Raw genomic sequence first — 25,406 nt, forward strand, 5'->3', positions numbered from 1 at the left:
AATGCGCCCCCGTACGCTCCCTGCGCGCCCTTGGCGCCCCTCACACGAGCCGGACCGGCTTCTCCGGCCGCACGCCGACCTCGCCGAGCCAGTCGCCCAGCGGGCCCGCGTCACCGTCGTCGACGAGCCGGTGCACCGGGTGCCCCAGGTCCGAACGGCGCACGCCGTCCACGAGCAGCACCGGGCCGTCGAGCCAGTCCAGGCCGGGGGCGGCGCCGGCGGTGTCCACGGCGGCACAGCACACCATCGCGGTCACATGGTCGGCGAGCAGCTCACGGCCCGTGCGCGGGGGCTGCATCGGGAACAGCGGCAGCCCGTCGGCGAGGCCGTCACCCCAGGTGACACCAGGGATGCCGGGGATGCCCGGCGCACCCGGAGCGTCCGCGCCCGCGTCCGGGCCGTCGGCCGCCGGCGCGCGGGCCGCCTGACGCTCCGCCTCCGCGCGCTCCTCCCGCGCCAGCTCGGCGCCGAGCCGGGCGGCCACGAGGTCGCCCGCGCCCTCGTCCGCCATCAGGCGTTCGATGACCCGTATCAGCGTCGGACCGGAACTCTCCGGCCCGGGATCGGCGGACCGCTCGCCCGGCACCGGGGGCTGCGGCCCTGATGACTGCGGTGCTGACGACAGCGGACCTGACGACAGCGGGGCCGGCGGCTCCCCCGGACCGGGGGATCGCGGCGCCTGGCTCAGCGCGTCCGGGGACTGCGCGCCCGGAGACTGCGGAGCCGGGTGGGGTATGCGGCACTCGGGCCGGGCGGGCCGCTCCGGCGCCGCCGGGGGGCGCGACGGCTGCGCGCCCTCGCCCGGGGCCGGCGGGAGGGCGTCCAGGACGCGGTGCAGGCGGGCGGCCTCCTGGCGCCACTTGCGGTCCACGACCTCCTCCGGATACTGCTGCCAGCCGACCGGCGACCAGTCGGGCCCGGGCTCGGCCGGGCCGCCGTGGAAGAGGCGGGCGGCGAGGAGGGAGGCGGCGCGGTCCACGGCGCCGGGCTCCTCCAGGAGGTCGCACGCCGGGCGCTCGCCCAGGCGGGAGGCGAAACCTTCGGCCAGCCGGTCGCGGCGGGAGAGTTCGGTGAGGGCGGAGACCACCCCGGCGTCCAGCCGGGAGGGCCAGCGGCCCATCCGCCAGGCGGGCAGGGCGACCCGGGTCAGCAGCCGGTCCCAGCCCGCGTACGCCAGCCCGACCTGCTCCTGGGCGACGATCCGCAGGCCGTAGTCGACGCTCTGGGCACGCTCGGAAGCGGCGGCGGCCACGCACCGCTCCATCTCCAGGGCGTGCTCGCGGCAGGCCCGCAGCAGCAGCCGCGCGACCCAGCCGACGAACGCCGGCGCCGGTGCGGTCAGCGGGCTCCTGGCGTTCGCGGAGACCGCCACCGCGGCGTCCAGGCCCCGTACGAAGCGGCGGGCCGCGGCTATGTCCGGGTTGGCGGAGGGGCCGGTGCCGGCCACGACGGGCGCCAGCAGGGCCCGCAGCTCGGCGACCCGCATCCACCACATGAACGGCGAACCGATCACCAGGACCGGCGCCTGCACCGCACGCGCGCCGCCGCGCGCTCCCGCGCCCCGGCCGTCGCGCGCCGCCGTGCCGCGGGGCGGGGCGTGCGCACGGTGCGTACGGTCCTCCAGCCAGCTGTCGCAGTCGGGCGTCAGGGCTATCGCGGACGGCGCGGGCACCTCCAGGCGGTCGGCCAGGTCCCGTACGAGGCGGTACAGGTCGGGGGCCGAGGACTCGGCTATCGGTACCGACGGGCTCAGCGCGGGCCGCGCCCGGACGACGACGGCCGTGACCAGCGCCGCCAGCAGCAGCACGACCAGCGCGAGGCCGGTCACGGCCCAGCGCGCCGTGTCCCAGCCGCCGGAACTCGTGACCGGGTCGGCGCGGCCGATGCGGCCGGTGAGGCCGCCGACGAGCAGCACCACGGCCACCGCCGCGGGCACCAGGGCCACGCCCAGCGCCGCGCCGCGGATCCGCAGCACCGCGAGCGCGCGGGCGCGCGCCGCCTCTGCTCCTGCTTCCGGACCTGCCACCAGCCTGTACACCCCCTGCTGCCCTGATCAACGGGACGGAGAGAACACGGGTCGAGACGAGAGCGGGGCGACGGTGCCGGGGCCGCGGACGGCTTCCGGCTGCGTCGCTCACTCTTCACCACTGTGGCACCGGCCACTGACATCGCAATGCCGGTGAGCCACTTGCCGGACGCCGCCGTGACAGCCGCGCCGCCGGGCGGCACGGGCGCCACACGACGCTTGCGGGGAACCCTAGTTGGGGCTCCCCTCCCCGTCAGCCGGATGGCGGTGCGGTCACTCGATGGAATGGCTTTGGGTAAAGCCGGGAGCCATTTCCCGGCCAAAATCGTCCGGTACGCCCGGAACGGCGTGCAGCGGACGCCACGCGGGCCCGGCCGGACACGGCCCGCACCCCACCGGACACCGCCCGGCCCGACCCGGGAAGCGACCCGGCCCGGCCCGAAAGCGATCCGAAAGCGGCCCGGCCCGACCCGGGAAGCGGGCCGATCCGGGCCGCGACAGCGCCGGGACGGGCCCTCAGCTCTCCCCCGCCGCCCGCGCCGCGATGTCCGTACGGTGGTGCGACCCGTCCAGCGTGAGCCGGCCGAGCGCCCGGTAGGCGCGCTCCCGGGCCGCGGCCAGGTCGGTGCCGGTGGCCGTCACGGACAGCACCCGGCCGCCCGCGCTGACGACCTCGCCCGTGGCGGCGTCCTTCTTCGTGCCCGCGTGCAGGACGTACGCGCCGGGCGCGTCCTGCTCCGCGACCTCCGTCAGACCGCCGATCGGGTCGCCCGTGCGCGGCGTACCGGGGTAGTTGTGCGAGGCCACCACGACCGTCACCGCCGCGTCGTCGCTCCAGCGCAGCGGCGGCAGCGCGGCGAGCGTGCCGGTCGCGGCGGCGTGCAGCAGCCCGGACAGCGGGGTACGGAGGCGGGCCAGCACGACCTGGGTCTCCGGGTCGCCGAAGCGCGCGTTGAACTCGATGACGCGCACGCCGCGCGAGGTGATCGCCAGTCCCGCGTACAGCAGCCCGGAGAAGGGCGTGCCGCGGCGGCGCAGTTCGTCGACGGTGGGCTGGAGGACGCTCTGGAGCACCTCGTCGACCAGCTTGGGGTCGGCCCAGGGCAGCGGGCTGTAGGCGCCCATGCCACCGGTGTTCGGGCCCTCGTCGGCATCGTGGGCGCGCTTGAAGTCCTGGGCGGGCTGGAGCGGCACGACGGTCTCGCCGTCGGTGACGGCGAACAGGGAGACCTCGGGGCCGTCCAGGAACTCCTCGATGACCACACTCCCCCGCTGCCTGGACGGCGCGGGAGGTGCCCCCACACAGGCCAGTGCGTGGGCACGCGCGGTCTCGACGTCCTCGGTGACCACGACGCCCTTGCCGGCCGCCAGACCGTCGTCCTTGACCACGTACGGAGCGCCGAACGCGTCCAGCGCGGCGTCGATCTCGGCGGGGGTGGTGCACAGGTAGCTGCGGGCGGTGGGCACCCCGGCGGCGGCCATCACGTCCTTGGCGAACGCCTTGGAGCCCTCCAGCACGGCCGCCTGCGCGGACGGCCCGAAGACCGGGACACCGCGCTCGCGGACGGCGTCGGCGACCCCGGCGACCAGCGGCGCTTCGGGGCCGACCACCACCAGGTCCGCTTCCAGGCGCTGTGCCAGGTCTGCCACCGCCGCGCCGTCGAGGGCATCGACGGGGTGCAGCTCGGCCACTTCCGCGATGCCGGCGTTGCCGGGGGCGCAGTGCAGCGCGGTGACGTCGGGGTCGAGGGACAGTGAGCGGCACAGGGCGTGTTCGCGGGCGCCGCCGCCGATGACGAGGACCTTCACGTGAGCAGCCTAGTCGGCGCGGGCGTGGGCGCGGGGCGGCGCCCCCACGGGCCCCCGGCGGCCGGGCGGTGGTCGGGGCGGGCCGGGCAGGAGGCGGGGACCAGGAGGTGGCAACCAAAGGGGCCGGAAGCCGTGGAAACCGTACGCCACCGGGCAGTGGCAACTCTTTCGAGTGAGAGCGGGCATGGTCCTATACCGGATTCCGCACCACTTCCGGGCGGAAATAAAGCGATCTTGGGGGCGAGGCCCACCGTTCGGCGGTAGGAAGGAGGATGCGCACCGGCCGTCTCGTACGTACCGCGCGCATCGCACGTATCTGCATGAGGGAGTGCACGGGTGAGTCAGCCGGAGATGCAGCCCGAGGGGCTCCCTCGGGAGGAGCGCGGGGGCGGGCGCGGCGACCTGGGGAGCCGCACCTTCCCGCTCGGGGACTGGGGCGAGCCGGCTGAGCGCCTCGACGAGCTGTACCACTGGGTCGAGGAGGGCGCCCTGCGGGCCGCTTCTTGGTACCTGCACGACCGGGTGGCCAAACGGCGCGGCGCGCGGGCGCTGCGCCTGGGGGCCGCGGCCGGGGTGGCGGTGGGCGGCCTGCTGCCGCTGCTCGACCTGACCGGGGTGGTGCCCGGGGGCGCGAAGTGGGGGTATCTGGCGCTGCTGGTCGCGGCGGTGTGCGTGGCCGGCGACCGGTTCTTCGGGGTGACCGCGGGCTGGATGCGGGACGTGGCGACCGCGCAGGCGGTGCAACGGCGGCTGGAGATCCTCCAGTTCGACTGGGCGTCGGAGAACGTCCGCGAGGTCCTCGGCCCGACGGAGGGCACCGCCGGTGAGGCGGCGGAGCGCTGCCTGGGCGTGCTGCGCCGGTTCAACGAGGACATCGCGGAGCTGGTGCGGGCCGAGACCGCCGACTGGATGGCGCAGTTCCGTCCGGGCCCGCTGCCGCCGGCCGCGCGGGCGACGGCGCAGTGGGGGCAGCGCCCGGAGCCCGGCGGTCCGCAACCTGGCCGGATCACGCTCCCGCCGGGCACCCGCCCGAACATGCCGCGGCAGCGGCCGCCCGAGTCGCCGCGCTGAGGCGTACGACCGCTCGCGCGGGCCGGCGGCCGCCCCCGTACCGGCCGTGGCCGGCCACCGTCAGCTGAAGACGATCATCGACCCTTGGCCCAGGCTGCGGGTCGCCGCCGCGTGCAGCCCCAGCCAGACGTGCCGCTCCCGCGCGAACGGACTGTCGTCCGGCGGCAGTCCCTCCACCCGTTCCTCCAGCGTGGTGGGGCGCGACGGGGCCTGCGGGGCGGCCGGCGGATTGGCCGGATCGATACCGATGGCCGGCGCGACCAGTTCGAGGTCGCGCAGCAGGCCGTGCGCGGAGCCCAGCGGCCCGCCGCCCTCCAGGAGTTCGTCGGTGGCCAGCGGGTGCGGGAAGTCGACCGGGACGTACGCCCCGGCGTGGTCGTAGTGCCAGACCAGGTGCGACTGCTGGGCCGTGGTCTCGAACATCTCCAGCAACTGCTCGTAGTCGCCGCCCAGTTCGTCCACCGGCGTCACTTCGAGGCCGCAGATCTTCAGCAGGTACGCGCGCCGCAGGAAGTGCAGCGCGTCGTAGTCGAAGCCCGCCACCGGGGCGACGTCCCCGGACAGGCCGGGCATGTAGCTGAAGACGGGGACCGGCGGCAGCCCCGCTTCCGTGAGGGCCTGGTCGTAGGCGGCGATCTCTTCGGAGAAGGGGTTGTCGGGGCTGTGGCACAGCACATCGACAAGGGGGACCAGCCACAGGTCACATGCCACGAGACGAGACTCGCTTCCAGTCGGGTGGGGGGCGGTCGGGACAGCGTAGTGCTACCCGGGGCCACCGACGAGGGCGAGGGAGTGCTCGTTGTACTCGCGTACCAGCCGTTGTGCCTCGGTCAGGTCGCGCCGGACGACGGCGCCGACCAGATCGCGGTGGCCGTGCCACAGCCGGCCGCGCAGGTCCGGCTCGCGCCGCAGCAGCGGCACGGCGAAGACCCAGCTCTGGACCCGTACCCGGTCCAGGAAATCACTGATGTACGGGTTTCCCACCAGACTTCCCAGTTCGCGCCAGAAGCGCAGGTCGTACCCGATCAGTACGTCCATGTCGCCCGCCCGGGCGGCCCGTTCGGCCTCCTCGGCACGGCGCCTGATGGACATCATCACCGCGGGCGACACGGTGTTCAGCGCCCGCTCGGCGCGGGTACGGAAGATGCCCTCGACGATCAGGGTGCGGGCCTCGATCATGGCCCGGTAGTCGGCGGCGGTGAAGGCGTGCACCCGGAAACCGCGGTGCTGCTCGACGTCGAGGAGCCCCTGGGCGCACAGGTCGAGCAGCGCCTCGCGGACGGGCGTCGCGGAGACCCCGTACTGTTCGGCGATCTCCTTGACCGTGAACTGGTCTCCGCAGGGCAGCCGTCCGGCCAGCACCTCGTCGCGCAGCGCGTCGGCGATCTGCTGGCGCAGGGTGTTGCGCCGTATGACTCCGCTGCCTGGGCCGGCGGGCATCGTGTCCGTCTCCTTCGGCGGCCTCGTGGCCCCGGGGGCCCGTGCGACCGCATGGTCCGTAGACCGCGTAAGGAGAGCGGCCCTCGCCCTCACGATAGGCGAGGGGGGACGGGCGGGGCGACGGTGGCGCGGGAGTGGCACGGGACGGCCGGGGGCCGGAGCCCCGGCCGCGCGCCCGTACCCGGCCCCCGGTACGGGCGCGAACCCGTGCCCGTACCCGTCTCAGCTCGTGTGCGCGTCCGCCACCGACAGCGCCGCGTCCAAAGCCGCAAGGCCCTCCTTCGCCTCGGCCTCCGTCACGGTGCAGGGCGGCACGACGTGCGTACGGTTCATGTTCACGAAGGGCCACAGGCCGCCGCGCTTGCAGGCCGCCGCGAACTCGGCCATCGGGGCGTTGGCCTCTCCCGACGCGTTGTACGGGACGAGCGGCTCGCGCGTCTCCTTGTCCTTGACCAGCTCCAGCGCCCAGAAGACGCCCAGGCCGCGCACCTCGCCGACCGAGGGGTGGCGCTCCGCGACGGCGCGCAGCTCGGGCCCGATGACCCGCTCGCCGATCTCCGCCGCGTTCTCCACGATCTTCTCCTCGGCCATCGCGTTGATCGTGGCGACGGCGGAGGCGCAGGCCAGCGGGTGGCCGGAGTAGGTCAGGCCGCCCGGGTAGGGGCGCCGGTCGAAGGTGGCGGCGATCTCGGCCGAGATGGCGACACCGCCCAGCGGTACGTAGCCGGAGTTCACGCCCTTGGCGAAGGTCAGCAGGTCCGGCGTGACACCGAAGTGGTCGGCGGCGAACCAGTGGCCCGTACGGCCGAAGCCCGCCATCACCTCGTCCAGGACGAAGACGATGCCGTACCGGTCGCAGATCTCGCGGACGCCGGCCAGGTAGCCGGGCGGGGGGACCATGATCCCGGCGGTGCCGGGGACGGTCTCCAGGATGATCGCGGCGACCGTCTGCGGCCCCTCGAAGGCGATCGTGTCCTCCAAGTGCGCGAGGGCGCGCTCGCACTCCTGGGCCTCGTTCTCCGCGTGGAAGGGCGAGCGGTACAGGAACGGGCCCCAGAAGTGCACGACACCGGCCGACGCGGTGTCGGACGGCCAGCGGCGCGGGTCGCCGGTCAGGTTGATCGCGGCGGCGGTGGCGCCGTGGTACGAGCGGTAGGCGGACAGCACCTTGGTCCGGCCGGTGTGCAGCCGGGCCATCCGGACCGCGTTCTCCACGGCCTCGGCGCCGCCGTTGGTGAAGAAGATCTTGTCGAGGTCGCCGGGGGTGCGCTCGGCGACCAGCCGGGCGGCCTCGGAACGGACGTCCACCGCGAAGCCCGGCGCGAGGGTGCACAGCTTGCCGGCCTGCTCCTGGATCGCGGCGACGACCTTCGGGTGCTGGTGGCCGATGTTGGTGTTGACCAGCTGGGAGGAGAAGTCGAGGTAGCGGTTGCCGTCGTAGTCCCAGAAGTACGAGCCCTCGGCGCCGGCCACCGGCAGCGGGTCGATCAGGCCCTGCGCGGACCAGGAGTGGAAGACGTGCGCGCGGTCGGCGGCGTGCACCGCCGCGCCGGCTGCCGGGTCGGGTTGCGTCGTGGTCACGGGCACTACCTCGGATCGCTCGGGCCCGCCAAGGGGCACGGTACGGCGGACGCCTTCAGCCTAGGGACCGCCGCGCGGCGCGAGGTACCGACACTGTGTATGGCGCTCGGCACGGGCGCGGACAGTCTGTCGGTGGGGCTGTAGGAAGCTCCAGGGCGGGCGGCTCCGGGCGGCGCTCAGTCGTCATCGTCGTCGTCCGGGGCCGGTGCGGCCTGCGGGCGGCCGTCCGCGGCGCAGCGGAGCGTGTAGGAGTGGTCGTCGCCGGAGTGGTCGTCGAGCGGCTCGAACTCGATCGCGGCGGTGGCGGCCGGCCCGCGCCGTACGTCGTCCGCGCGGTAACCGGTGGCCGGGCTCCAGACCGTCAGGTAGACCCGGCCGTCCGTACGGCACTCGGCAGTGGCGCTGCCCCCGGCCAGGCGGATCGTTCCGCCGCCCCCGGGCCGGGAGGGGGACGCGGAGGCGGGCCCGGAACCGGACGGCGATCCGGACGGCGCGCCCGAGGGCGATCCGGCCGACGGGCCGGTCCCGGCGGACCCCGAGGGCACCCCCGGCCCCGGCCCCGACCCCGGCCCGGGCTCCGGCGAGGCGGCGCGGGCCGCGGCGAGCTTGTCCCGTACGCCCCCGTCGTCCAGCGGTACGGCCCGCGCGTTGCGGCCGCCGGTGTCGGCGCTCGCCAGCGACCAGGCACCGAGACCACCCGCCGCGGCCACCGCGCACACCCAGGCCGCCGTCGCCGCCACACTGCGCCACGCCATCGCGCCGTCCCTTCTGCCGATCCTGCCGATCCTGCCGGTCCTGCCGTTCCTGCCGGTCCGCCCTACGGCTCCGGCGCCCGTACGGCCCGCGTCACCGTCCCCCGCACCTTGCCGCACCTTCCCGCACCCTTTCCTAACGTCCGGTTAAGACGCGGACAAACCCCTGGCCCGGAGCGTGCCGTCGCCCGCGGCGTCTCCCGCCGGGCCGGGGTGCCTGGTTACGGTGACGGGCATGTCCCACCTCCTCGTCGTCGAGGACGACCCCCAGCTGCGCGGCGCTCTGCTGCGCGCGCTGCGCGACCGCGGCCATGCCGTGGCCACCGCGGCGACCGGCATGTCCGGCCTGGACGCCGCCGTCACGGACCGCCCGGACCTCGTCGTCCTGGACCTCGGTCTGCCGGACGTGGACGGCGCGCAGGTGCTCCGGATGCTGCGGGCCGTCAGTGACGTACCGGTGATCGTGGCCACCGCTCGCGACGAGGAGCCGGACATGGTCGCGGTCCTCGGTGACGGTGCCGACGACTACATCGTCAAGCCCTTCGGGGCTGCCCAGTTGGACGCCCGCATCAAGGCGGTGCTGCGCCGCCTCGGCACCGCGGAACCGGAACCCGCGCTCCGGGTCGGCGGCCTGCGCGTGGACGCGGCCGCGCGCGAAGTGGCCCTGGACGGCGAGCCCCTGGACCTGACCCCGCGCGAGTTCGACCTGCTCGCCTATCTGGCGCGCCGCGCGGGGCAGGTGATCTCCCGGCGGGAACTGCTGGCGGAGGTGTGGCAGCAGCCGCTGGGCGGCGCGGACAAGACGGTGGACGTCCACCTGTCGTGGCTGCGGCGGAAACTGGGCGAGACGGCACAGCGGCCGCGCTACCTGCACACGGTCCGTACGGTGGGCGTGAAGCTGGCGGCTCCGGAGACGGCGGACGGCCCGGCCCCCGCTCCTGACGGCCCCGGCCACACCAGCGGCCCCACCCGTTCCCGCAAGCCGTAGCCATGCGCCGCAGCCTGCTCCTCCTGACCGCCGCGACCACCGCGCTCGTCCTCGCCGCCCTGCTGGTCCCGCTCGCCCTGCTCACCCGCAGCCACGCCGCCGACCGGGCCACCGCCGACGCCACCTCGCGCGCCCACTCGCTGGCCACCGGGGTCGGCCAGGCGCTGGCCGGGAGGCGGGGCGCGGGGTCCGGCGGGCCGTCGAACGGGGCGCCGGACGCGCGCCGGGCCGCCGCGGGCATCGTCGACTCCGCCAACGGCCCGGGGCTCCCCCGTACTTCGGTCGTGCTCGCCGACGGCGCCGTGCTCGGGCCCGCCACGCCCGTCACCGACGCGGTACGGCTGGCCCGGTACGGGCGGGCGTTCACGTACGAGCCGCCCTCCGGGGGCCGAACCGTCCTGGTGCCGGTGCAGGGCGTGGCGGACGGCACCGCCGTCGTCCTCGTCGCGCTGTCGGAGAGCCAGCTGTACGCGGGCACGCTGGCCTCCTCGCTGGAGCTCGCCGGGATCGGCGTGGCCCTGGTCCTGCTGGGGCTGCTGGTCGCCGACCGGCTCGGTGCCCGCCTGGTCGGCTCGGCGCGCCGGCTGTCCCGGGTCGCCGACCGGCTGGCCGCGGGCGACCTGGCGGCCCGCGCCGAGCCGTCCGGGCCGCCCGAGCTGCGTGCGGTGGCGCGCGAGGTGAACCACCTGGCGGACCGTATCGACGGCTTCCTGACCGCCGAACGGGAGGACGCGGCCGACCTCGCGCACCGGCTGCGCACCCCGGTCGCCGCGCTGCGCCTGAACGCGGAGGGGCTGCGCGACCCGGCGGAGGCGGAGCGGATCGCGGCGGACGTGGCGGCGCTGGAGCGCAGCGTCGACGACATCATCCGTACGGCGCGCGAACCGCTGCGCGCGGCGGCCCGGCGCGGCGCGGCGGGTCCGGGGGCGGCGGCCCGGCGGGGCGCGTCAGGCCCCGTCCGGACGGATGCGGTTACGGCGGGCCCGGGTACGGCGCCGGCAGCAGGCACCCGGCACCCCCCGCGCGCCGACCTGTCCGCCGTCGCCCGCGAACGCGCCGACTTCTGGCGCCCGCTGGCCGAGGACCAGGGCCGCGAGCTGGCCTTCGAGGCCCCTGCCGGTCCGGCCGTCGTACGGGCCGACGCGGCCGGACTGGCCGCAGCCGTGGACGCCCTGATCGGCAACGTCTTCGACCACACCCCGGACGGCGCGGGGCTGCGCGTCACGGTCGCCCGTGAGGACTCCGGCGGATGCCTGCTCACCGTCGAGGACGACGGGCCCGGCTTCCCCGCCGGGCACGTCCCGGAGCGCGGCCGCAGCGGCGGCGGATCGACGGGACTGGGCCTGGACATCGTGCGCCGGTCGGCGGAGGAGTCGGGCGGCTCGCTGGAGTGCGGCGCGGCGTCCGGGGGCGGTGCCCGCGTCACAGCCCGCTTCGGCCCGGCGGCCACGGACCGCCGCGCCTGAGACGTGCGGCCTGCCCATAGGTCCTGTCGTCACGTTCCCGTCGTTCGCCCGAAGGACGGCCGCGCGGCGTCTGGTGCACTTCGCTGCGCTCCGTCTCGGCTCTTTCGTTTGTCCTTCGGAAGCCGAGCCGATCGCAAGGCGCCGGAGCGCCCTCGATGGGGGCACCCCCTGGCCTTTCAGGCCTTGGGGGAGGAGCTACGCGGGCGTTTCGGCAACGCCGCGTGGGGGTCCCTCCCAGCGGTAGCTGGGGGAGTGCGTGCCAGGCGGCGCGCGGCAGGCGGGAATGTGACGACAGGGCCTAAGCCGCAGCCCGCGGAAACGCCTCCCGCACCGCCCGCCGCCACTGATTGGCCGTCAGCCCGGGCCGCAGCGCCGCCATCGCCCCGCAGTACTTGGTGAACTCGGCGGCGCGCAGCCCGTAGGTGTGCAGCAGCCGGTCCGCCTCCGTCAGGTGGCCGGTGACCGAGGTCTTCGTCTCGACCAGGACCAGTCCGCCGTCGGCCCGTACGCTGCGGCCGGTGCCCGCGTCCCGGCAGACCAGGTCCGCGTCGCAGGTGATGCGCTGCTCGTCGGCGACGAAGGTGGCGCGCCGGTAGTCGGTGACCAGCGACGGCACCAGTTCTTCAGGGGCGCCGATGCCGTACGTGCCGTGCAGGACGGAGGCCAGGAAGCCGCGCGGGCCGCGCCCGAGCGTCGCTTCCCCGGGCAGCAGCGGCTGCCGCCGCTTGAGTGTCTCGCCGCGCCGCCCCTTGAGCTTGATCTCGAACTGCCGTTCCCCGGAGTCCTCGTACAGCCGCTCGCGGATCTTGTAGCGGTGGCGGCGGCCCTGCCGGTGGTCGTGGAAGGTCTGGAGGCCGGGGGTGTCGTAGTAGACGGAGTGGTAGCCGAACCAGCGGCGGCCGTTGATGCACAGCGCCCGGAACGGGCCGCCGGGGCGCCGCGGGTCGGTCAGCCGGGCCGCGAAGTCCGCGAAGATCTCGACCGGTACGAGGTAGCTGCGGTCGATGCGGGCCATCAGCTCCGCGCGGGCCTGGAGCTCGGAGAGGGTTATCGGGCGCGCCGCCATGGCGGCGCGGGCGATCGCCCGTACGGCGGGAATCACACGGTCTCCTCGGAAAGGGGACGGGGCTGCGGGTGCGCGGGGGAACGGGTGATCGTGCGGGGCCGGTTGCGGCCGGTGCGCTGTGAGGTCGTACGAGCGGGCCTGCCGAAAGGTTCCGGCAGACGGAAGCGGACGTCCACCACCATCAGGTCCCGGACAAAATCGATCTCCTTGACCGTCCAGGTGCGGGGCTCGCCGCCGAGCCGGCGCGCCAGGTCGTCGCAGAGCGCCCGCTGGTCGGTGTGGACGGCGTCGAGGGTGACCACGGTCCGGCAGGTGCGGGCCATCAGCCGCGGGTGGTCGGCGCCGTACATGACCAGGAGCAGCAGGGTGGCGAGCGTCGCGGCGATGGCGAAGCCCAGGTGCGGCAGGCCGCACAGCAGGCCGAGGACCAGGGTGGTGAAGTAGTACGCGACCTCCTCGTGCTGGATCGAGTCGGACCGCAGCCGGATGATCGAGAGCACTCCGAACAGGCCGAATCCGAGGGCCGTGCCGCCCTCGCCGACCTGGGCCAGCGCCGAGACGACCGCGAACAGCGCGACGTTCAGCGCGAGGTAGGCGGGCACCAGGTCGCGGCGCCGGTGGCGCGGGTAGTAGATGGCGAACGTCAGCACGCTCACCGCGGCGAGGTCGAGCACGAGGTGGGCGGCGAGCTGCCCCAGCGTCTCCATGGCGTGTCTCCTGTCGGTCGCTGATCGGTCGGTCGTGATTCGGTCAGCCGTGATCGGTCGGTCGCTGATCGGCCGGTCGCTGATCGGCCGGTCGCTGATCGGCCGGTCGCTGATCGGTACGCGTCAGACGCTAGGAACGGACGGGTTAACTCCACCCCACTCCACGGGTTAACGCGCGCCGCCCACCCGGACGGCCGACGCCGCGCCCCCTCATTGACAGCCTCCTGTCACATCGACAGGCTGCTGTTATGCAAGCGCCCCCGCACGCCCCCGATCTCCTCACCCGGACCGCCCTCGGCGTCTCCCGGCTCAACGGCCAGCTGCTCGCCGTGTCGGAGCGGCTGGCGCGTCCGGCCGGGCTGACCACCGCCCGCCGGCAGGTGCTCGGCGCGGTGGCGGGCGGACCGCTGCCCGTGGCCGGAATCGCACGGGTGCTGGGCCTCACCCGGCAGAGCGTGCAGCGGGTCGCGGACCTGGTGGTGGCGGAGGGGCTGGCCGAGTACCGGCCCAACCCGGCCCACCGCCGGGCCAAGTTGCTCGCACCGACCGATGACGGTCTGTCCGCTTTGCGCCGTATCACTCCGGAACACGCCGTGTTCGCCGCCGAACTGGCCGAACACCTCGGCGGCACACCGGACTTCCGCGCGGCCGTGGAGGCGGTGGAGACGCTGTCGCGCGCGCTCGATAACCTCGGCTACTGAGTGCACCGAAGTGTGGGCTCGCGCCCGCGTCCTGACGACCGTTCCGAAGTCCGCGCCCGGCCCGGCCACACCGCACACCGGCCGCACCTCCCCGGCCCGACCATGGCCCGACCACGGCCTGTACGGACACCGGGGCCCCGTACGGACACCGGGGAACCGAAACCGGACCGGCGGCGTCGTCCGATACGTTCGCGCCTGCGGCACCGTCCCCGCAGGGCACGTCCGGGAGCACAGGGCGAACAAGGTGAAAGGGCAAGCGGAACGTGAATGAGCGCGCAGAGCGCGGCCGCCTCGGGCAGCTCGGCCCCCAGGACCCGCCGCGGATCGGGGCGTACCGGCTGCTGGGGCGGCTGGGCGAGGGCGGCATGGGCCGCGTCTACCTCGCCCGTTCCGACCGCGGCCGCACGGTCGCCGTCAAGCTGGTCAAGACCGAACTGTCCGGCCAGGACGACTTCCGGGCCCGGTTCCGGCAGGAGGTGCAGGCCGCGCGGCGCGTCGGCGGCGAGTGGACCGCGCCCGTGCTGGACGCCGACACCGAGGCCGCGACGCCCTGGGTCGCCACCGGCTACATCGCGGGCCCTTCGCTCCGGCAGGTGATCACCGAGGGCCGTACGCCGCTGCCCGAACGCTCCGTACGCATCCTCGCCGGCGGCCTGGCGGGCGCGCTGCGCAGCATCCACGCCGCCGGCATCGTCCACCGCGACCTCAAGCCGTCCAACATCCTGCTCACCATCGACGGCCCCAAGGTCATCGACTTCGGCATCGCGCGGGCGCTGGAGGCGGTGACCGTCGGCGGCGGCCTCACCCGTACCAACCAGGCGGTCGGCTCGCCCGGCTTCATGTCGCCCGAGCAGGTGCGCGGCAGACCCGTCACGCCCGCCAGCGACGTCTTCTGCCTCGGCTCGGTGCTGATGTTCGCGGCCACCGGACGGCTGCCCTTCGGTACGTCCGACAGCGGTGTGCACGCGCTGATGTACCGCATCGCCCAGGAGGACCCGGACCTGACCGGGCTGCCGTACGGGCTGCACAGCCTGGTCGCGGCCTGTCTCGCCAAGGACCCGGCGCAGCGCCCGACGCCGGACCAGCTCATCGCTTACACCGGGGCCGAGGACGACGGCCAGGAGCCGTGGCTGCCGGGCGCGCTCATCGCCGAGCTGGGGAGGCACGCCGTCGAACTGCTCGACGCGGAGAACCCGAACGGCGCGTGGGAGGAGCCCGGGGCCCCGTCCTGGGACAAGCCCGCGGAACCGTCCTGGGAGCAGCCCCCCACGCCCGCCCCGGGGCCCGCCTCGGCGCCGCTGCCTCCGCTGGCTCCCGGCTCCGCGCCCCAGCCGCCCTACGCGGCGGCCGGCGCCCCGACGCCCGCGCCGGCCGCCCGGGACGCCACCATGGCCCCGTCCTCCGGGGCCACCACCCACGGCCGCCGCCGCAAGAGCCCCGCAGGCCGCACCGGCCCCGGCAACGGCCCGAGCCCCAACAGTCACAGCAGTCACAGCAGTCACAGCAACCGTTCCGGCACCACCGGCCGCGGCCGCCCCGCCGGAACCCCCCGCTCCACCGGCCGCCCCCGTGCCCGCACCCTCGGCCTGGCCGCCGCCGTCGGTCTCGGCCTCGCCACCGCCGGCATCGGCATCGCCTACGTCTGGTTCAGCCCCGACGGGGACGACGGGAGCGCCGCGAAGGCCGACGGCGGCACCGTGACCGCGGCGGACGGCAAGGTCGGCAAGGCGGCGGGCAAGGAGCCCGGCGTCATCCCGCAGCAGTTCCTGGGCACCTGGGAGACCAAGCGCGGCAAGGGCGGCAGCGACACCTACCGCTTCACCGTCACCCAGGGCGCGGTCGGCGACACCGTCCTGGCCATGGAGGTGCGCGGCGCCAAGTTCCGCTGCGAGTTCAAGGCCATCCTCATGAACGGCGGACCGCCGCCGCGCCTCGGCCCGACCACCGTCGTGGCGGGCCCGGCGACCAGCTGCAGCCCGGGCGCCCCCAGCACCCTGCGTCTGCAGTCCGACGGCAAGCTCCGCCGGGTCTTCGACGACGGCAAGCCGACCTTCACGTACACGAAGAAGGACTGATGCCGGCCCCCGCGGGACATGGCGGTACCGGAATCGGGCATGTGTATGACGTGACAGTGGACCCCTGGCACGAAGCCCTGGCCCGGCAACTGGGGGACACCCGTGCCTCGTCCCGCGAGCTGGTGCTCCGGAGCCGGGCACTGATCGAGGAGAACCACCGGCTGCTCGACGAGAACTACCGGCTCAGGCAGCAGCGGGCCTCCATCGTCGGCGGCGCCCAGGACCGGCAGTAGCTCCCGTCGACGGCCCGCCGCCCGCGACAACGCGAAAGCCGCGGCCTTGCTCCCTCGGGGAGCGGAGCCGCGGCTCCCGCACAGCTGTCGCCGCGCGGGCCCCGGACCGGTCGGTCCGGACACGGACGTCAGTCCAGGAACGAGTTGATCTGGATCGTCTCGTCCCGGCCCGGGCCCACGCCGATCGCGGAGATCGGCGCGCCGGACATCTCCTCCAGCGCCTTGACGTACGCCTGCGCGTTCTTCGGCAGCTCGGCGAAGGTCTTGGCCTTGGTGATGTCCTCGGACCAGCCCGGCAGCGTCTCGTAGATCGGCTTCGCGTGGTGGAAGTCGGTCTGCGAGTAGGGCAGCTCCTCGACGCGCTTGCCGTCGATCTCGTACGCGACGCAGACCGGGATCTGCTCCCAGCCGGTGAGCACGTCCAGCTTGGTGAGGAAGAAGTCGGTCAGGCCGTTGACGCGGGTCGCGTACCGGGCGATGACCGCGTCGAACCAGCCGCAGCGCCGGTCCCGGCCGGTGGTCACACCGCGCTCGCCGCCGATGGTGCGCAGCGCCTCGCCGTCCGCGTCGAACAGCTCGGTCGGGAACGGGCCCGCGCCGACCCGGGTCGTGTAGGCCTTGAGGATGCCGATGACCCGGCTGATCTTCGTGGGGCCGACCCCCGCGCCGGTGCAGGCGCCGCCCGCGGTCGGGTTGGAGGAGGTCACGAACGGGTAGGTCCCGTGGTCCACGTCGAGCAGCGTGCCCTGGCCGCCCTCGAAGAGGACGACCTTGCCGTCGTCGATCGCGTTGTTCAGCAGGAGGGTGGTGTCGGCCACGTAACCCTTGATCTGGTCCGCGTAGCTGAGCATCTCCTCGACGACCTGCTCGGCGACCACCGCGCGGTGGTTGTAGAGCTTGGCCAGCACCTGGTTCTTGAAGTCGAGGGCCGCCTCGACCTTCTGGTGCAGGATCGACTCGTCGAAGAGGTCCTGCACGCGGATGCCGGTGCGGTTGATCTTGTCGGCGTAGGTCGGGCCGATGCCGCGGCCCGTCGTGCCGATCTTCCGCTTGCCGAGGAAACGTTCCGTGACCTTGTCGACCGTGATGTTGTACGGCGTGATCAGGTGCGCGTTACCGCTGATCAGCAGCTTGGACGTGTCGACGCCGCGCTCGTTGAGTCCGCTCAGCTCGGAGAGCAGGACCGCCGGGTCGACGACGACACCGTTGCCGATGACCGGGGTGCACCCCGGCGAGAGGATTCCGGAAGGGAGAAGGTGCAGCGCGTATTTCTGGTCGCCTACGACAACCGTGTGACCGGCGTTGTTGCCGCCCTGGTAACGCACCACATAGTCGACGGACCCACCGAGCAGATCGGTGGCCTTTCCCTTGCCCTCATCACCCCACTGAGCACCGAGCAGCACAAGTGCGGGCACAGGCGTACACCCCTTCCGGGCGGGGCATGTCCAACGTGCGTGAGGCCGTATGCGTGCAGGTGTACGCGTACGACATCACTGAAGCCGTCGAACCGGTGCCCCGGAATAGACGAAGCCCCTGGCGCAATAGCGCAAGGGGCTCTTGCACCGAGATGCTACCTGAGGAAGGACCGAGGTGTCGGCGCAGCCTTCTGGGCACTCTCTCCCGGACGGGGTCCGGGGGCACCCCCTGCTCGTGGTCATCGACCCGGCCGCCCGCAGTACGGACGGGGAATCCGTACGGATCGCCAAGGACGTCCTGTGCGCGGGCGCGGCCGCGAAAATCTGTTTCCCCGACGGCCCCGAGGAGTACGCGCGGGCGCTCGCCCGCCGTGGCCATCGCCGCCCCGTGGTGATCGGCGACGACCGCGCGCTGCTGCGCGCCGTGGCGCTGCTGCACAAGGAGCGCGATCTGGCGGGGGTGGCGCTGGCGGTGGTGCCGGTGGGCGCGCCGGGGGCGGTGGCGCTGGCGCGCGCGCTGGGCGTGCCGACGGACACCGTCGCCGCCGCCCGGGCGGTCCTGGACGGTACGGAACACAGCCTGCACCTGCTCACGGACGACAGCGACGGCATCGTGCTGGGCGGCCTGGACATCCCGTCCGGTACGGAGCCGGAGCCGCCCGGCAGGCGGAGCCGGCGGCGGTGGGAAGGGCTCGGCGGACGTCCGGGGCGGTGTCTCCCGGGCCGGCGCGACGGCACGGAAGCGCTGCCTCTGCCGGGCCCGCGCGCGGCGGCGTGGTGGGACCGGCTCGTCCGCACGGCCCGCAGGGCCCGTACGGCGCTGTCGCGGCCGGCCGCACCACCCGGCCCTTCGGACCCGTCCGTCACCTCGGTCTCGCCCGGTCTCCCGGGCCTGCCGGGCCCCTCGGCCCCGCCCGGCGGGCGGCGTTCCGGTACGGCGGGCCACCGGCTGCGGGTCGAGGCGGACGGCGTGGTGCTGGCCGACCTGGACCGGCCGGTGCGGTGGGTCTCGGTGACGCCCGGTGACGGCGACGACGGCAGCGGGCTGGCCGAGGTCGTGGTGCACTGGCAGGAGGCCGAGCCGCCGGTACGGGCCCGCGCGCGGGCGGTGACCGTCTCGGGCGCGGACTTCCGCTACCGGGCGGACGTGGTCGTCGGCGGCCCGGTCCGGACCCGTACGTGGACGGTGCATCCGGACGCGTGGCGGCTGACGCTGCCGCACGACTGACGCGGCGGCGCCGGGCGGCCGGCCTCAGCTTCCGTTTCGGCTTCCGCTTCCGTTTCGGCTTCCGCTTCCGCTTCCGCCGCGCAGCTCCTTGTCCCGGTACTCGCGCCAGCGCTCCAGCATCCTGGTCAGCTCGTCCTGCATGAACTCGAAGAAGGCCACGGTCTCGGCGACCCTGGCACCGGCCGGGGTGTCCGGCCCGAGCGACTTCGCGCCCTCCCGCAGGACGTCCTCCCAGCGCGTCAGCACGTTGTCGCGGTTGCCCAGCGTTTCGTACCAGAGATCGTTCAGGAGCCGGTAGCGGTCCCGGCGGGTGCCCGGCTCGCGCTCCCGGCGGACCATGTTGACCTGCACCAGGTAGCGGATCGCGCCGGAGACGGCGGCGGGGCTGATCTGCAGCTGTTCGGAGAGTTCGGCGGAGGTGAGGGCGCCGGAGTCGGAGGAGAGCAGCGCCGCGAAGACCCGGGAGGCCATCCGCTGCATGCCCGCCTCGGTCAGCTCCGAGGCGAAGCGCTCCACGAACCGGGAGACCGCCTCCTCGTCGCGCCCGGCGCCCCCGGCCTGCCCCTGCTCTGCCTGCTCGCTCACCCTCTGATCCTCTCCCGCGCTCCCCCGGCCGGACGCTTCACCACCGTCGACTTTATACGGTTTCTTAACTTCACAAGTTTGTGAAAGAAGCGTACGTTCAAAACCATGACGAAGGCAATCTCGGTGTCCGGCCTCCGCAAGGCCTTCGGCCGGACCCACGCGTTGGACGGCCTCGACCTCGACGTCGAGACCGGTGAGGTGCACGGCTTCCTCGGCCCCAACGGGGCGGGCAAGTCCACCACCCTCCGCGTCCTGCTCGGACTGCTGCGCGCCGACGGGGGTGCCGCGCGGCTGATGGGCCGGGACCCGTGGCACGACGCCGTCTCCCTGCACCGCCGGATCGCGTACGTCCCCGGCGACGTCACGCTCTGGCGCAACCTCTCCGGCGGCGAGGTCATCGACCTCTACGGGCGGCTGCGCGGCGGCCTCGACACGGCCCGCCGCGACAGCCTCCTGGAGCGCTTCGAGCTGGACCCCACCAAGAAGGGCCGCACGTACTCCAAGGGCAACCGCCAGAAGGTCGCCCTGGTCGCCGCGTTCGCCTCCGACGTGGACCTGCTCATCCTGGACGAGCCGACCTCCGGGCTGGACCCGCTGATGGAGGAGGTCTTCCAGGACTGCGTCGAGGAGGAACGCGACCGCGGCCGTACGGTGCTGCTCTCCAGCCACGTACTGTCCGAGGTCGAGGCGCTGTGCGACCGCGTCAGCATCATCCGCAACGGCCGTACCGTCGAGTCCGGCTCCCTCGCCGACCTGCGCCACCTGACCCGTACGAGCGTGGCCGCCGAACTGGCCGGCGCCCCGGACGGACTCTCCGGCCTCCCCGGCGTGCACGACCTGGACGTCCAGGGCCACCGGGTCCGGCTTCAGGTGGACACCGACAAGCTGGACGCGGTGCTGCGCTCGCTCAGCGCGTCCGGGGTGCGCAGCCTGACCAGCACGCCGCCGACGTTGGAGGAGCTGTTCCTGCGCCACTACCAGGACGGCGGCCACGCCGCCCAGGGCGCGGCCTCCACCGCCGCCGCTGCTTCCGCTTCCGGGAAGGCGACGCTGCGATGACCGCCGTGACGCTCCCCGCCACCGCCCGTACCGGCGGCTCCCGCGACCTGGCCGGCACCGGCACCCTGTTGCGCCTGGCACTGCGCCGCGACCGGCTGATGATCCCGGCCTGGGTGGTGGTGCTCGGACTGACCGTCGTCAGCATGGGCAGCACCCTGGAAAAGCTCTACGACACCGCCGCCAAGCGCGCGGAGGTGGCGGCGTCGATGACCGGCAACGGCTCACTGCGCGCCCTCTACGGGCCGGTGTTCAGCGACTCCCTGGGCGGCCTGACCGCCTGGCGCATCGGCGGGATCGCCGCCCTGCTGGCCGGCGTGATGAGCCTGCTGATCGTCGTACGCCACACCCGCGAGGAGGAGGAGACGGGCCGCCAGGAACTCCTCTCCGCCGCCATGGTCGGCCGGCGCGCCCCGCTCACCGCGGCCCTGCTCGCCGCGCTCGTCGCCGACGCCGCGCTCGCCCTGCTCATCACCGCCGGGCTGGCCGCCTCCGGACACCCGGCGGCCGGGGCGCTGGCCCTCGGCCTCGCCGTCGGCGGCACCGGGCTGGTCTTCGCCGGGGTGGCCGCGATCACCGCGCAGCTCACCGAGAGCGCGCGGGCCGCCAAGGGCCTGGCCGGTGCCGTACTGGGCGCGGCGTTCGTCCTGCGGGCCGCGGGCGACACCGCGACCGAGGACGCCTCCTCCCCGCTCACCTGGGCCTCCCCCGCCGGCTGGGCCGAGAACCTGCGCGCGTTCGCCGGCGAGCGCTGGTGGGTGCTGCTGCTCTTCCTCGCCGCCACGGCCGGCACGGTCACCGCCGCGTACGCCCTCACCGCCCGCCGCGACCTCGGCATGAGCTTCCTGCCCGCCCGCCCGGGACCGGCCCGCGCGCCCGCCTCCCTGAGCGGCCCCACCGGACTGGCCTGGCGCCTGCAACGGACCACCTTGTTCGGCTGGTCGGCCGGTTTCCTCCTCGCCGGCGCCGTCTTCGGCGGCATCACCGACGGCGCGTCCGACCTGGTCGGCGACAACGAGCAGACCCGCGAGATCTTCGAGCGGATGGGCGGGCACCAGGGCCTGACCGACGCGTTCGTCGCCGCGCTGACCGGGATGCTCGGCATGGTCGCGGCCCTCTACGCGGCGGGCGCGGTGCTCCGGCTGCGCGGCGAGGAGACCGGCGACCGCGCCGAACCGGTCCTGGCCGGCGCCGTGGGACGCCTGCGCTGGGCGGCCGGACACCTGGCCATCGCCTTCCTGGGGACGGCCCTCATCCTCCTCCTGGGCGGCCTGGGCCTCGGCCTCACGTACGGCCTGACCGTCGGCGACATCGGTGGCCGACTCGGTCCCGCGGTGGGCGCGGCACTGGCCCAGACGCCCGCGGTCTGGGCCCTCACCGGCCTCGCGGTGCTGCTCGTCGGCGCCCTGCCCAAGGCGGCCGCCGCCACCTGGGCCGTGGTCGGCGGCTGCCTCGGCATCGGCTGGGTGGGCCCGGCGGCCCAGCTCCCCCAGTGGGCGATGAACCTCTCGCCCTTCAGCCACCTGCCGAAGCTGCCGGGCGGCGAGGCCACCGCGGCGCCCTTCCTGTGGCTGCTCGCCCTGACAGCGGTGTTCGTGGCGGCGGGCCTGACCGCGCTGCGCCGCCGCGACATCGGCTGAGGGCCCGTCGGCGGGGACCGCCCCGCGGCCTGCGGCGCCGGGTCCGTGGCGGACTCCGGCGCCGCACTTTCCCGTACGCCGCCGGTGCGTCATACGGCGGGAGCGATGTCCGCCCGGGGGCGTACGCCGGTCCGGCGCCCGCACTCCCCACCCGCTCCAACTGGTAGAGACCTCCTGCCGCCACCGCTGCTCCACGAGCGCCCCGGAACGACCAGTGGAGCAAGAGTGGGACATTCCGCGCCGGTGTGCCGCGGGCCACGCCGCGGTGCGCGGTTGTCCGCGTTTCCGGCTGGGCACAACTCCCGCGGGCGGCGATGACGGCGCGAAATGGGCCGGCGCGCCGCATTACTACGTCTAGGTCCTGTCGTCACACTCCCGTCGTTCGCCCGAAGGGCGGGAATTCGACGACAGGGCCCAGGGGCGGGCGGAGGTGTCCGTGAATCGGATGAGACCACGCAGGGCGCTTTGGGTGATGCGGAATCTGGGGGTCGTCCTGACGGCCGGAGCAGCCTGTGTGCTGTTCAGCCTGATCATGACGATGGTGCCCGGACTGCGTACTCCGGGCAGTGGGAATGCGGGCCAGGCCTATGGCGCCGCGGCTTCTTCCACTGCCGTACTGGTGCTGTTCTACATGGCGAGGACGCTGCGTCTGCAGCGGGACGAGACCTCGCTGCAACGTGAGGAACTGGAACTGCAGCGCGCGGAAATGCGCCTGCAACGGGCCGAACTGGAACTGCAGCGGGACGAGATGCGCCGGTCGGCGAGGGAGCTGCACCGCAGCGCCGAGGCCGACCTGCGGCACCTGCACATGGACCTGCTCAAGATGAGCATCGGCGACCCCGAACTGGCCGAGGTCTGGCCCGCCTTCGCGCCGGAACTGTCGCCCAAGGAGAACCGGCAGTACCTGTACGCCAATTTGATCTACTGTCACTCCATGCTCGCGCACAAGCTGGAGATGACCGACGACCGCGAGGCGCTGGGTCATCTGCGCTACATCGTCCGGACGCCGGCCTTCCGCGGGTACTGGGAATCGGCGCGCTCCATGCGCGCCGAAATGGATCCGGCTTCCCACGAACACCGCTTCGCCGCTCTCGTCGACGAGGCGCTGACCCAGTCGAACGCACAGGCACCGCATTCCCCGAACCTGCGTTTGATCGAAGGTCAACACACCGAGCCGTAAAGCGCTCACAGGTGTATCGACCTGCGCCGAAAAGGGACATTCCCGCAATTCGGCTCGCGCTGCCGCGTACCGCCGGGGTATTCCGGCCCGATGACGACACTCGACATCTCCCGACGGCTGGGCGCCACCCCTCAGGAGCGCGGCAGCATGGGCAACGGCAGCTGCCCCGACCTCTTCGAACTGAGCGACGGCCGCTTCGCCGTCATCGGGACCGACATGACCGCCGACCTGGACGGAAAGCTGCCCGACGACGCGAGCCGCGCCGACTACGAGAAAATCGTGGTGATCACCCGCGACACCCTGCTGCGGGCCAAGTCCGACATCGCACGACTGTGACCCGCCGGCCCGGCCCGCCGCGCCTCACCCGCCCGGCGTGACCAGCCGGGCCTCGTACGCGAAGACCGCCGCCTGGGTGCGGTCGCGCAGTCCCAGCTTCACCAGGATCCGGCTGACGTGCGTCTTGACCGTCGACTCGGCCACGACCAGATGCTCGGCGATCTCACCGTTGGACAGCCCCTGGGCCACCAGCACCAGGACCTCGGTCTCCCGCTCGGTGAGGTCGCCGACGCGCTCCTGGGTGGGCGCCCGCGGCGTGTCGAGCTTGGAGAACTCCGAGATCAGCCGCTTGGTGACGGCCGGCGCGAGCAGTGCCTCGCCGTTCGCCACGATCCGTACGCCCTCCGCGAGCTGGCCCGCCGAGGCGTCCTTGAGCAGGAAGCCGCTCGCCCCGGCCCGCAGCGCCTGGTAGACGTACTCGTCGAGGTCGAAGGTGGTCAGCACCAGCACCTTGGCGTCCGCGTCGGCGGCGACGATCTCGCGGGTCGCCTCCAGCCCGTTCATCTCCGGCATCCGGATGTCCATCAGCACCACGTCCGGCCGCAGCTCGGCGACCTTGGCCACCGCCTGCCGGCCGTCCACGGCCTCGCCGACGACCTCGATGTCCGGCATCGCGCCCAGCAGCACCGAGAAGCCCTCACGGACCATCACCTGGTCGTCCACGATCATTACCCGGATCACGCCGTCTTCCCCTCCGCCGCGCTCTGCGCCGCCGACACCGGGATGAAGGCCGCGACCTCGAACCCGCCCTCTTCGGTGTGGTCCGCCGTCATCTCCCCGCCCAGCATCTGCACCCGTTCCCGCATTCCCAGGACGCCGTGCCCGGCCCCCGGTGACGGTTTGGCCAGGCGGCTCGCCTTGCCGTTGACGATACGCAGTCCCAGCCCGCCGAGCACGTACGAGATCTCCACCCGTGCCTCCGCGCCCGGCGCGTGCCGCAGGGCGTTGCTCAGCGCCTCCTGGACGATGCGGTACGCGGACAGCTCGACGCCCTGCGGCAGCGGCCGCGGCGAGCCGGTGATCACGGCCTCGACCTCCAGGCCCGCGCCGCGCACGCTCGCCAGCAGCGAGTCGAGGCTGGCCAGGGTCGGCTGCGGCGCCTCGGGGTCGGCGTCGGCGAAGGCGTCCGGGTCCTCGGACCGGACGACACCGAGGATGCGGCGCAGCTCGGTCAGCGCCGCCACCGCGTTCTCCCGGATGGTCGAGAAGGAGGTGGCCAGCTCGGGCGGGGTGTCCTTGACGCGGTACGGGGCGGCCTCGGCCTGGATGGCGATGACCGACATGTGGTGCGCGACCACGTCGTGCAGCTCGCGGGCGATCAGGGCGCGCTCCTCCAGCAGGGTGCGCCGCGAGCGCTCCTCGGCGGTGGCGGTCTGCGTCTCGACCACGTTCCGCCGCTCCTCGCGCCAGGCGCGGATGGCGGCGGCGGGGGTCAGTACGAGCACCGCCAGCACCGCGAACGGTGCCATGTGCGAGATCGTCCGGGGCACGAGCAGCACCAGCACCCCGGCCGCGGCCATGGTGACCAGCCACATCTCGGCGGCCAGCCGGGGCCGGGTACGGAGCACGACCAGGACCATCACCGCGGTGTGGGTCATGAGGCCGATCTCGTACCCGGAGGACCCCGTTCCGGTGACGGCGTAGGCCAGCATCGCGAAGCCGACCGCTCCGCCCGACAGCCAGAACGCACCGGCCGGCCGGAAGAGGGTCAGCACGATCGGCGCGGCGAGCAGGAAGGCGAAGACCGTCGTGATGAGGAAGCTCAGCGCGCTGTCGCGGGCCATCACGCTGGTGGTCCCGAGGAACACCATGGCCGCGACGGCCGTGAGCACGACGTGCGGGGCCCAGCGCACATGGCGGCGCAGCCGCTGGGGGACCCACGACCACCCGGACAGGCGGGCGTCGTCCAGGGGCAGCATCGGGCGGAAGGCGAAGGCGTCCACGACCAGGTCCTGGTGCAGCCGGTTCAGCGCGCCGCGGACGAGTCGGGCTTCCGAGCGCAGGTCGTCGCGCTGCGTGTGGGTCGTCTGGTTCACGCTTACCACGGTAAG

23 protein-coding genes are annotated in these 25,406 nt (G+C 74.0%); 11 read left to right on the forward strand and 12 right to left on the reverse strand.

All coding sequences use genetic code 11. The annotated features are described in order from the left end of the window. Nucleotides 1–40 precede the first annotated feature (40 nt). Nucleotides 41–2,026 carry a hypothetical protein gene (locus JXZ78_RS21130; RefSeq protein WP_372498433.1) on the reverse strand — a complete coding sequence of 662 codons (1,986 nt, stop codon included), beginning with the start codon at nucleotides 2,024–2,026 and terminating at the stop codon, nucleotides 41–43. 516 nt (nucleotides 2,027–2,542) lie between these two features. Continuing rightward, on the reverse strand, nucleotides 2,543–3,835 hold the full coding sequence (gene purD / locus JXZ78_RS21135) for a phosphoribosylamine--glycine ligase (protein ID WP_030023238.1): 1,293 nt from the start codon (nucleotides 3,833–3,835) through the stop codon (nucleotides 2,543–2,545). A 336-nt stretch (nucleotides 3,836–4,171) separates the two neighbouring features. Between purD and JXZ78_RS21140 the strand changes: the two genes are divergently transcribed. Then, nucleotides 4,172–4,906: an SLATT domain-containing protein gene (locus tag JXZ78_RS21140; protein ID WP_030023237.1), complete on the forward strand. Its 735-nt coding sequence runs from the start codon at nucleotides 4,172–4,174 to the stop codon at nucleotides 4,904–4,906. A 60-nt stretch (nucleotides 4,907–4,966) separates the two neighbouring features. Here the strand turns inward: JXZ78_RS21140 and JXZ78_RS21145 are convergent, their stop codons facing one another. The 4 genes from JXZ78_RS21145 to JXZ78_RS21160 form a co-directional block, all read right to left on the reverse strand. Then, a complete protein-coding gene (locus JXZ78_RS21145) occupies nucleotides 4,967–5,617 on the reverse strand; it encodes a putative DNA-mimic protein (RefSeq protein ID WP_030023236.1) in 651 nt (216 codons plus the stop codon). A 51-nt stretch (nucleotides 5,618–5,668) separates the two neighbouring features. Further along, on the reverse strand, nucleotides 5,669–6,346 hold the full coding sequence (locus JXZ78_RS21150) for a GntR family transcriptional regulator (protein ID WP_030023235.1): 678 nt from the start codon (nucleotides 6,344–6,346) through the stop codon (nucleotides 5,669–5,671). Nucleotides 6,347–6,568: 222 nt separating this feature from the next. Beyond that, nucleotides 6,569–7,927, reverse strand: a complete 1,359-nt coding sequence (locus JXZ78_RS21155) for an aspartate aminotransferase family protein (RefSeq protein WP_030023234.1) — start codon at nucleotides 7,925–7,927, stop codon at nucleotides 6,569–6,571. Between the two features lie 176 nt (nucleotides 7,928–8,103). Beyond that, a complete protein-coding gene (locus JXZ78_RS21160) occupies nucleotides 8,104–8,682 on the reverse strand; it encodes a hypothetical protein (protein ID WP_050502876.1) in 579 nt (192 codons plus the stop codon). A gap of 232 nt (nucleotides 8,683–8,914) precedes the next feature. Between JXZ78_RS21160 and JXZ78_RS21165 the strand changes: the two genes are divergently transcribed. Further along, the gene (locus tag JXZ78_RS21165) at nucleotides 8,915–9,667 is read left to right on the forward strand and encodes a response regulator transcription factor (protein ID WP_050502875.1); all 753 of its coding nucleotides are present in this window, start codon (nucleotides 8,915–8,917) and stop codon (nucleotides 9,665–9,667) included. A 2-nt stretch (nucleotides 9,668–9,669) separates the two neighbouring features. Continuing rightward, nucleotides 9,670–11,133: a sensor histidine kinase gene (locus JXZ78_RS21170; RefSeq protein ID WP_030023230.1), complete on the forward strand. Its 1,464-nt coding sequence runs from the start codon at nucleotides 9,670–9,672 to the stop codon at nucleotides 11,131–11,133. A gap of 298 nt (nucleotides 11,134–11,431) precedes the next feature. Here the strand turns inward: JXZ78_RS21170 and JXZ78_RS21175 are convergent, their stop codons facing one another. Continuing rightward, a complete protein-coding gene (locus JXZ78_RS21175; RefSeq protein ID WP_030023229.1) occupies nucleotides 11,432–12,235 on the reverse strand; it encodes a polyphosphate polymerase domain-containing protein in 804 nt (267 codons plus the stop codon). Further along, a complete protein-coding gene (locus JXZ78_RS21180; RefSeq protein ID WP_033039308.1) occupies nucleotides 12,232–12,906 on the reverse strand; it encodes a DUF4956 domain-containing protein in 675 nt (224 codons plus the stop codon). The genes JXZ78_RS21175 and JXZ78_RS21180 overlap by 4 nt, the downstream gene beginning before the upstream one ends. 248 nt (nucleotides 12,907–13,154) lie before the next feature. On the opposite strand from JXZ78_RS21180, the gene JXZ78_RS21185 reads away from it, so the two are divergent. From JXZ78_RS21185 to JXZ78_RS21195, 3 genes are all read left to right on the forward strand, one after another. Then, on the forward strand, nucleotides 13,155–13,607 hold the full coding sequence (locus JXZ78_RS21185) for a MarR family winged helix-turn-helix transcriptional regulator (RefSeq protein ID WP_030023226.1): 453 nt from the start codon (nucleotides 13,155–13,157) through the stop codon (nucleotides 13,605–13,607). Nucleotides 13,608–13,870: 263 nt separating this feature from the next. Continuing rightward, nucleotides 13,871–15,682, forward strand: a complete 1,812-nt coding sequence (locus tag JXZ78_RS21190) for a serine/threonine-protein kinase (RefSeq protein WP_030023225.1) — start codon at nucleotides 13,871–13,873, stop codon at nucleotides 15,680–15,682. Between the two features lie 50 nt (nucleotides 15,683–15,732). Then, nucleotides 15,733–15,915 (forward strand): hypothetical protein, encoded by a 183-nt coding sequence (locus tag JXZ78_RS21195; RefSeq protein WP_238783271.1) that lies wholly within the window; start codon nucleotides 15,733–15,735, stop codon nucleotides 15,913–15,915. Nucleotides 15,916–16,043: 128 nt separating this feature from the next. On the opposite strand, the gene JXZ78_RS21200 is transcribed toward JXZ78_RS21195, so the two are convergent. Further along, nucleotides 16,044–17,330 carry an adenylosuccinate synthase gene (locus JXZ78_RS21200; protein ID WP_030023224.1) on the reverse strand — a complete coding sequence of 429 codons (1,287 nt, stop codon included), beginning with the start codon at nucleotides 17,328–17,330 and terminating at the stop codon, nucleotides 16,044–16,046. A gap of 175 nt (nucleotides 17,331–17,505) precedes the next feature. On the opposite strand from JXZ78_RS21200, the gene JXZ78_RS21205 reads away from it, so the two are divergent. After that, a complete protein-coding gene (locus JXZ78_RS21205; RefSeq protein WP_033039306.1) occupies nucleotides 17,506–18,558 on the forward strand; it encodes a hypothetical protein in 1,053 nt (350 codons plus the stop codon). 24 nt (nucleotides 18,559–18,582) lie between these two features. On the opposite strand, the gene JXZ78_RS21210 is transcribed toward JXZ78_RS21205, so the two are convergent. Beyond that, nucleotides 18,583–19,143 carry a GbsR/MarR family transcriptional regulator gene (locus JXZ78_RS21210; protein ID WP_030023221.1) on the reverse strand — a complete coding sequence of 187 codons (561 nt, stop codon included), beginning with the start codon at nucleotides 19,141–19,143 and terminating at the stop codon, nucleotides 18,583–18,585. Nucleotides 19,144–19,248: 105 nt separating this feature from the next. Here JXZ78_RS21210 and JXZ78_RS21215 point away from each other — a divergent pair, with 105 nt between their 5' ends. From JXZ78_RS21215 to JXZ78_RS21230, 4 genes are all read left to right on the forward strand, one after another. Beyond that, on the forward strand, nucleotides 19,249–20,202 hold the full coding sequence (locus JXZ78_RS21215) for an ABC transporter ATP-binding protein (RefSeq protein WP_030023220.1): 954 nt from the start codon (nucleotides 19,249–19,251) through the stop codon (nucleotides 20,200–20,202). After that, nucleotides 20,199–21,839 carry an ABC transporter permease gene (locus JXZ78_RS21220; RefSeq protein WP_238783272.1) on the forward strand — a complete coding sequence of 547 codons (1,641 nt, stop codon included), beginning with the start codon at nucleotides 20,199–20,201 and terminating at the stop codon, nucleotides 21,837–21,839. Before JXZ78_RS21215 ends, JXZ78_RS21220 begins: the two co-directional genes overlap by 4 nt. 514 nt (nucleotides 21,840–22,353) lie before the next feature. Then, entirely contained in the window at nucleotides 22,354–23,019 is a 666-nt protein-coding gene (locus tag JXZ78_RS21225; protein WP_030023216.1) for a DUF6082 family protein, read from the forward strand. 90 nt (nucleotides 23,020–23,109) lie between these two features. Then, nucleotides 23,110–23,355 (forward strand): hypothetical protein, encoded by a 246-nt coding sequence (locus JXZ78_RS21230; protein WP_030023215.1) that lies wholly within the window; start codon nucleotides 23,110–23,112, stop codon nucleotides 23,353–23,355. A 24-nt stretch (nucleotides 23,356–23,379) separates the two neighbouring features. On the opposite strand, the gene JXZ78_RS21235 is transcribed toward JXZ78_RS21230, so the two are convergent. Both JXZ78_RS21235 and JXZ78_RS21240 read right to left on the reverse strand, forming a co-directional pair. Beyond that, nucleotides 23,380–24,024 carry a response regulator gene (locus tag JXZ78_RS21235; protein ID WP_030023214.1) on the reverse strand — a complete coding sequence of 215 codons (645 nt, stop codon included), beginning with the start codon at nucleotides 24,022–24,024 and terminating at the stop codon, nucleotides 23,380–23,382. Between the two features lie 8 nt (nucleotides 24,025–24,032). Next, a complete protein-coding gene (locus tag JXZ78_RS21240) occupies nucleotides 24,033–25,391 on the reverse strand; it encodes a sensor histidine kinase (protein ID WP_030023213.1) in 1,359 nt (452 codons plus the stop codon). Nucleotides 25,392–25,406: the final 15 nt, after the last annotated feature.

Source organism: Streptomyces monomycini, assembly GCF_022271435.1.
Lineage (GTDB): Bacteria > Actinomycetota > Actinomycetes > Streptomycetales > Streptomycetaceae > Streptomyces > Streptomyces monomycini.

Bases quoted from the DNA above. Each gene is read 5' to 3' on its own strand.
- JXZ78_RS21150 (WP_030023235.1), bottom strand. From the start codon at position 6,346: ATGCCCGCCGGCCCAGGCAGCGGAGTCATACGGCGCAACACCCTGCGC.
- JXZ78_RS21160 (WP_050502876.1), bottom strand. From the start codon at position 8,682: ATGGCGTGGCGCAGTGTGGCGGCGACGGCGGCCTGGGTGTGCGCGGTG.
- JXZ78_RS21165 (WP_050502875.1), top strand. From the start codon at position 8,915: ATGTCCCACCTCCTCGTCGTCGAGGACGACCCCCAGCTGCGCGGCGCT.
- JXZ78_RS21170 (WP_030023230.1), top strand. From the start codon at position 9,670: ATGCGCCGCAGCCTGCTCCTCCTGACCGCCGCGACCACCGCGCTCGTC.
- JXZ78_RS21180 (WP_033039308.1), bottom strand. From the start codon at position 12,906: ATGGAGACGCTGGGGCAGCTCGCCGCCCACCTCGTGCTCGACCTCGCC.
- JXZ78_RS21185 (WP_030023226.1), top strand. From the start codon at position 13,155: ATGCAAGCGCCCCCGCACGCCCCCGATCTCCTCACCCGGACCGCCCTC.
- JXZ78_RS21215 (WP_030023220.1), top strand. From the start codon at position 19,249: ATGACGAAGGCAATCTCGGTGTCCGGCCTCCGCAAGGCCTTCGGCCGG.
- JXZ78_RS21220 (WP_238783272.1), top strand. From the start codon at position 20,199: ATGACCGCCGTGACGCTCCCCGCCACCGCCCGTACCGGCGGCTCCCGC.
- JXZ78_RS21230 (WP_030023215.1), top strand. From the start codon at position 23,110: ATGACGACACTCGACATCTCCCGACGGCTGGGCGCCACCCCTCAGGAG.
- JXZ78_RS21235 (WP_030023214.1), bottom strand. From the start codon at position 24,024: ATGATCGTGGACGACCAGGTGATGGTCCGTGAGGGCTTCTCGGTGCTG.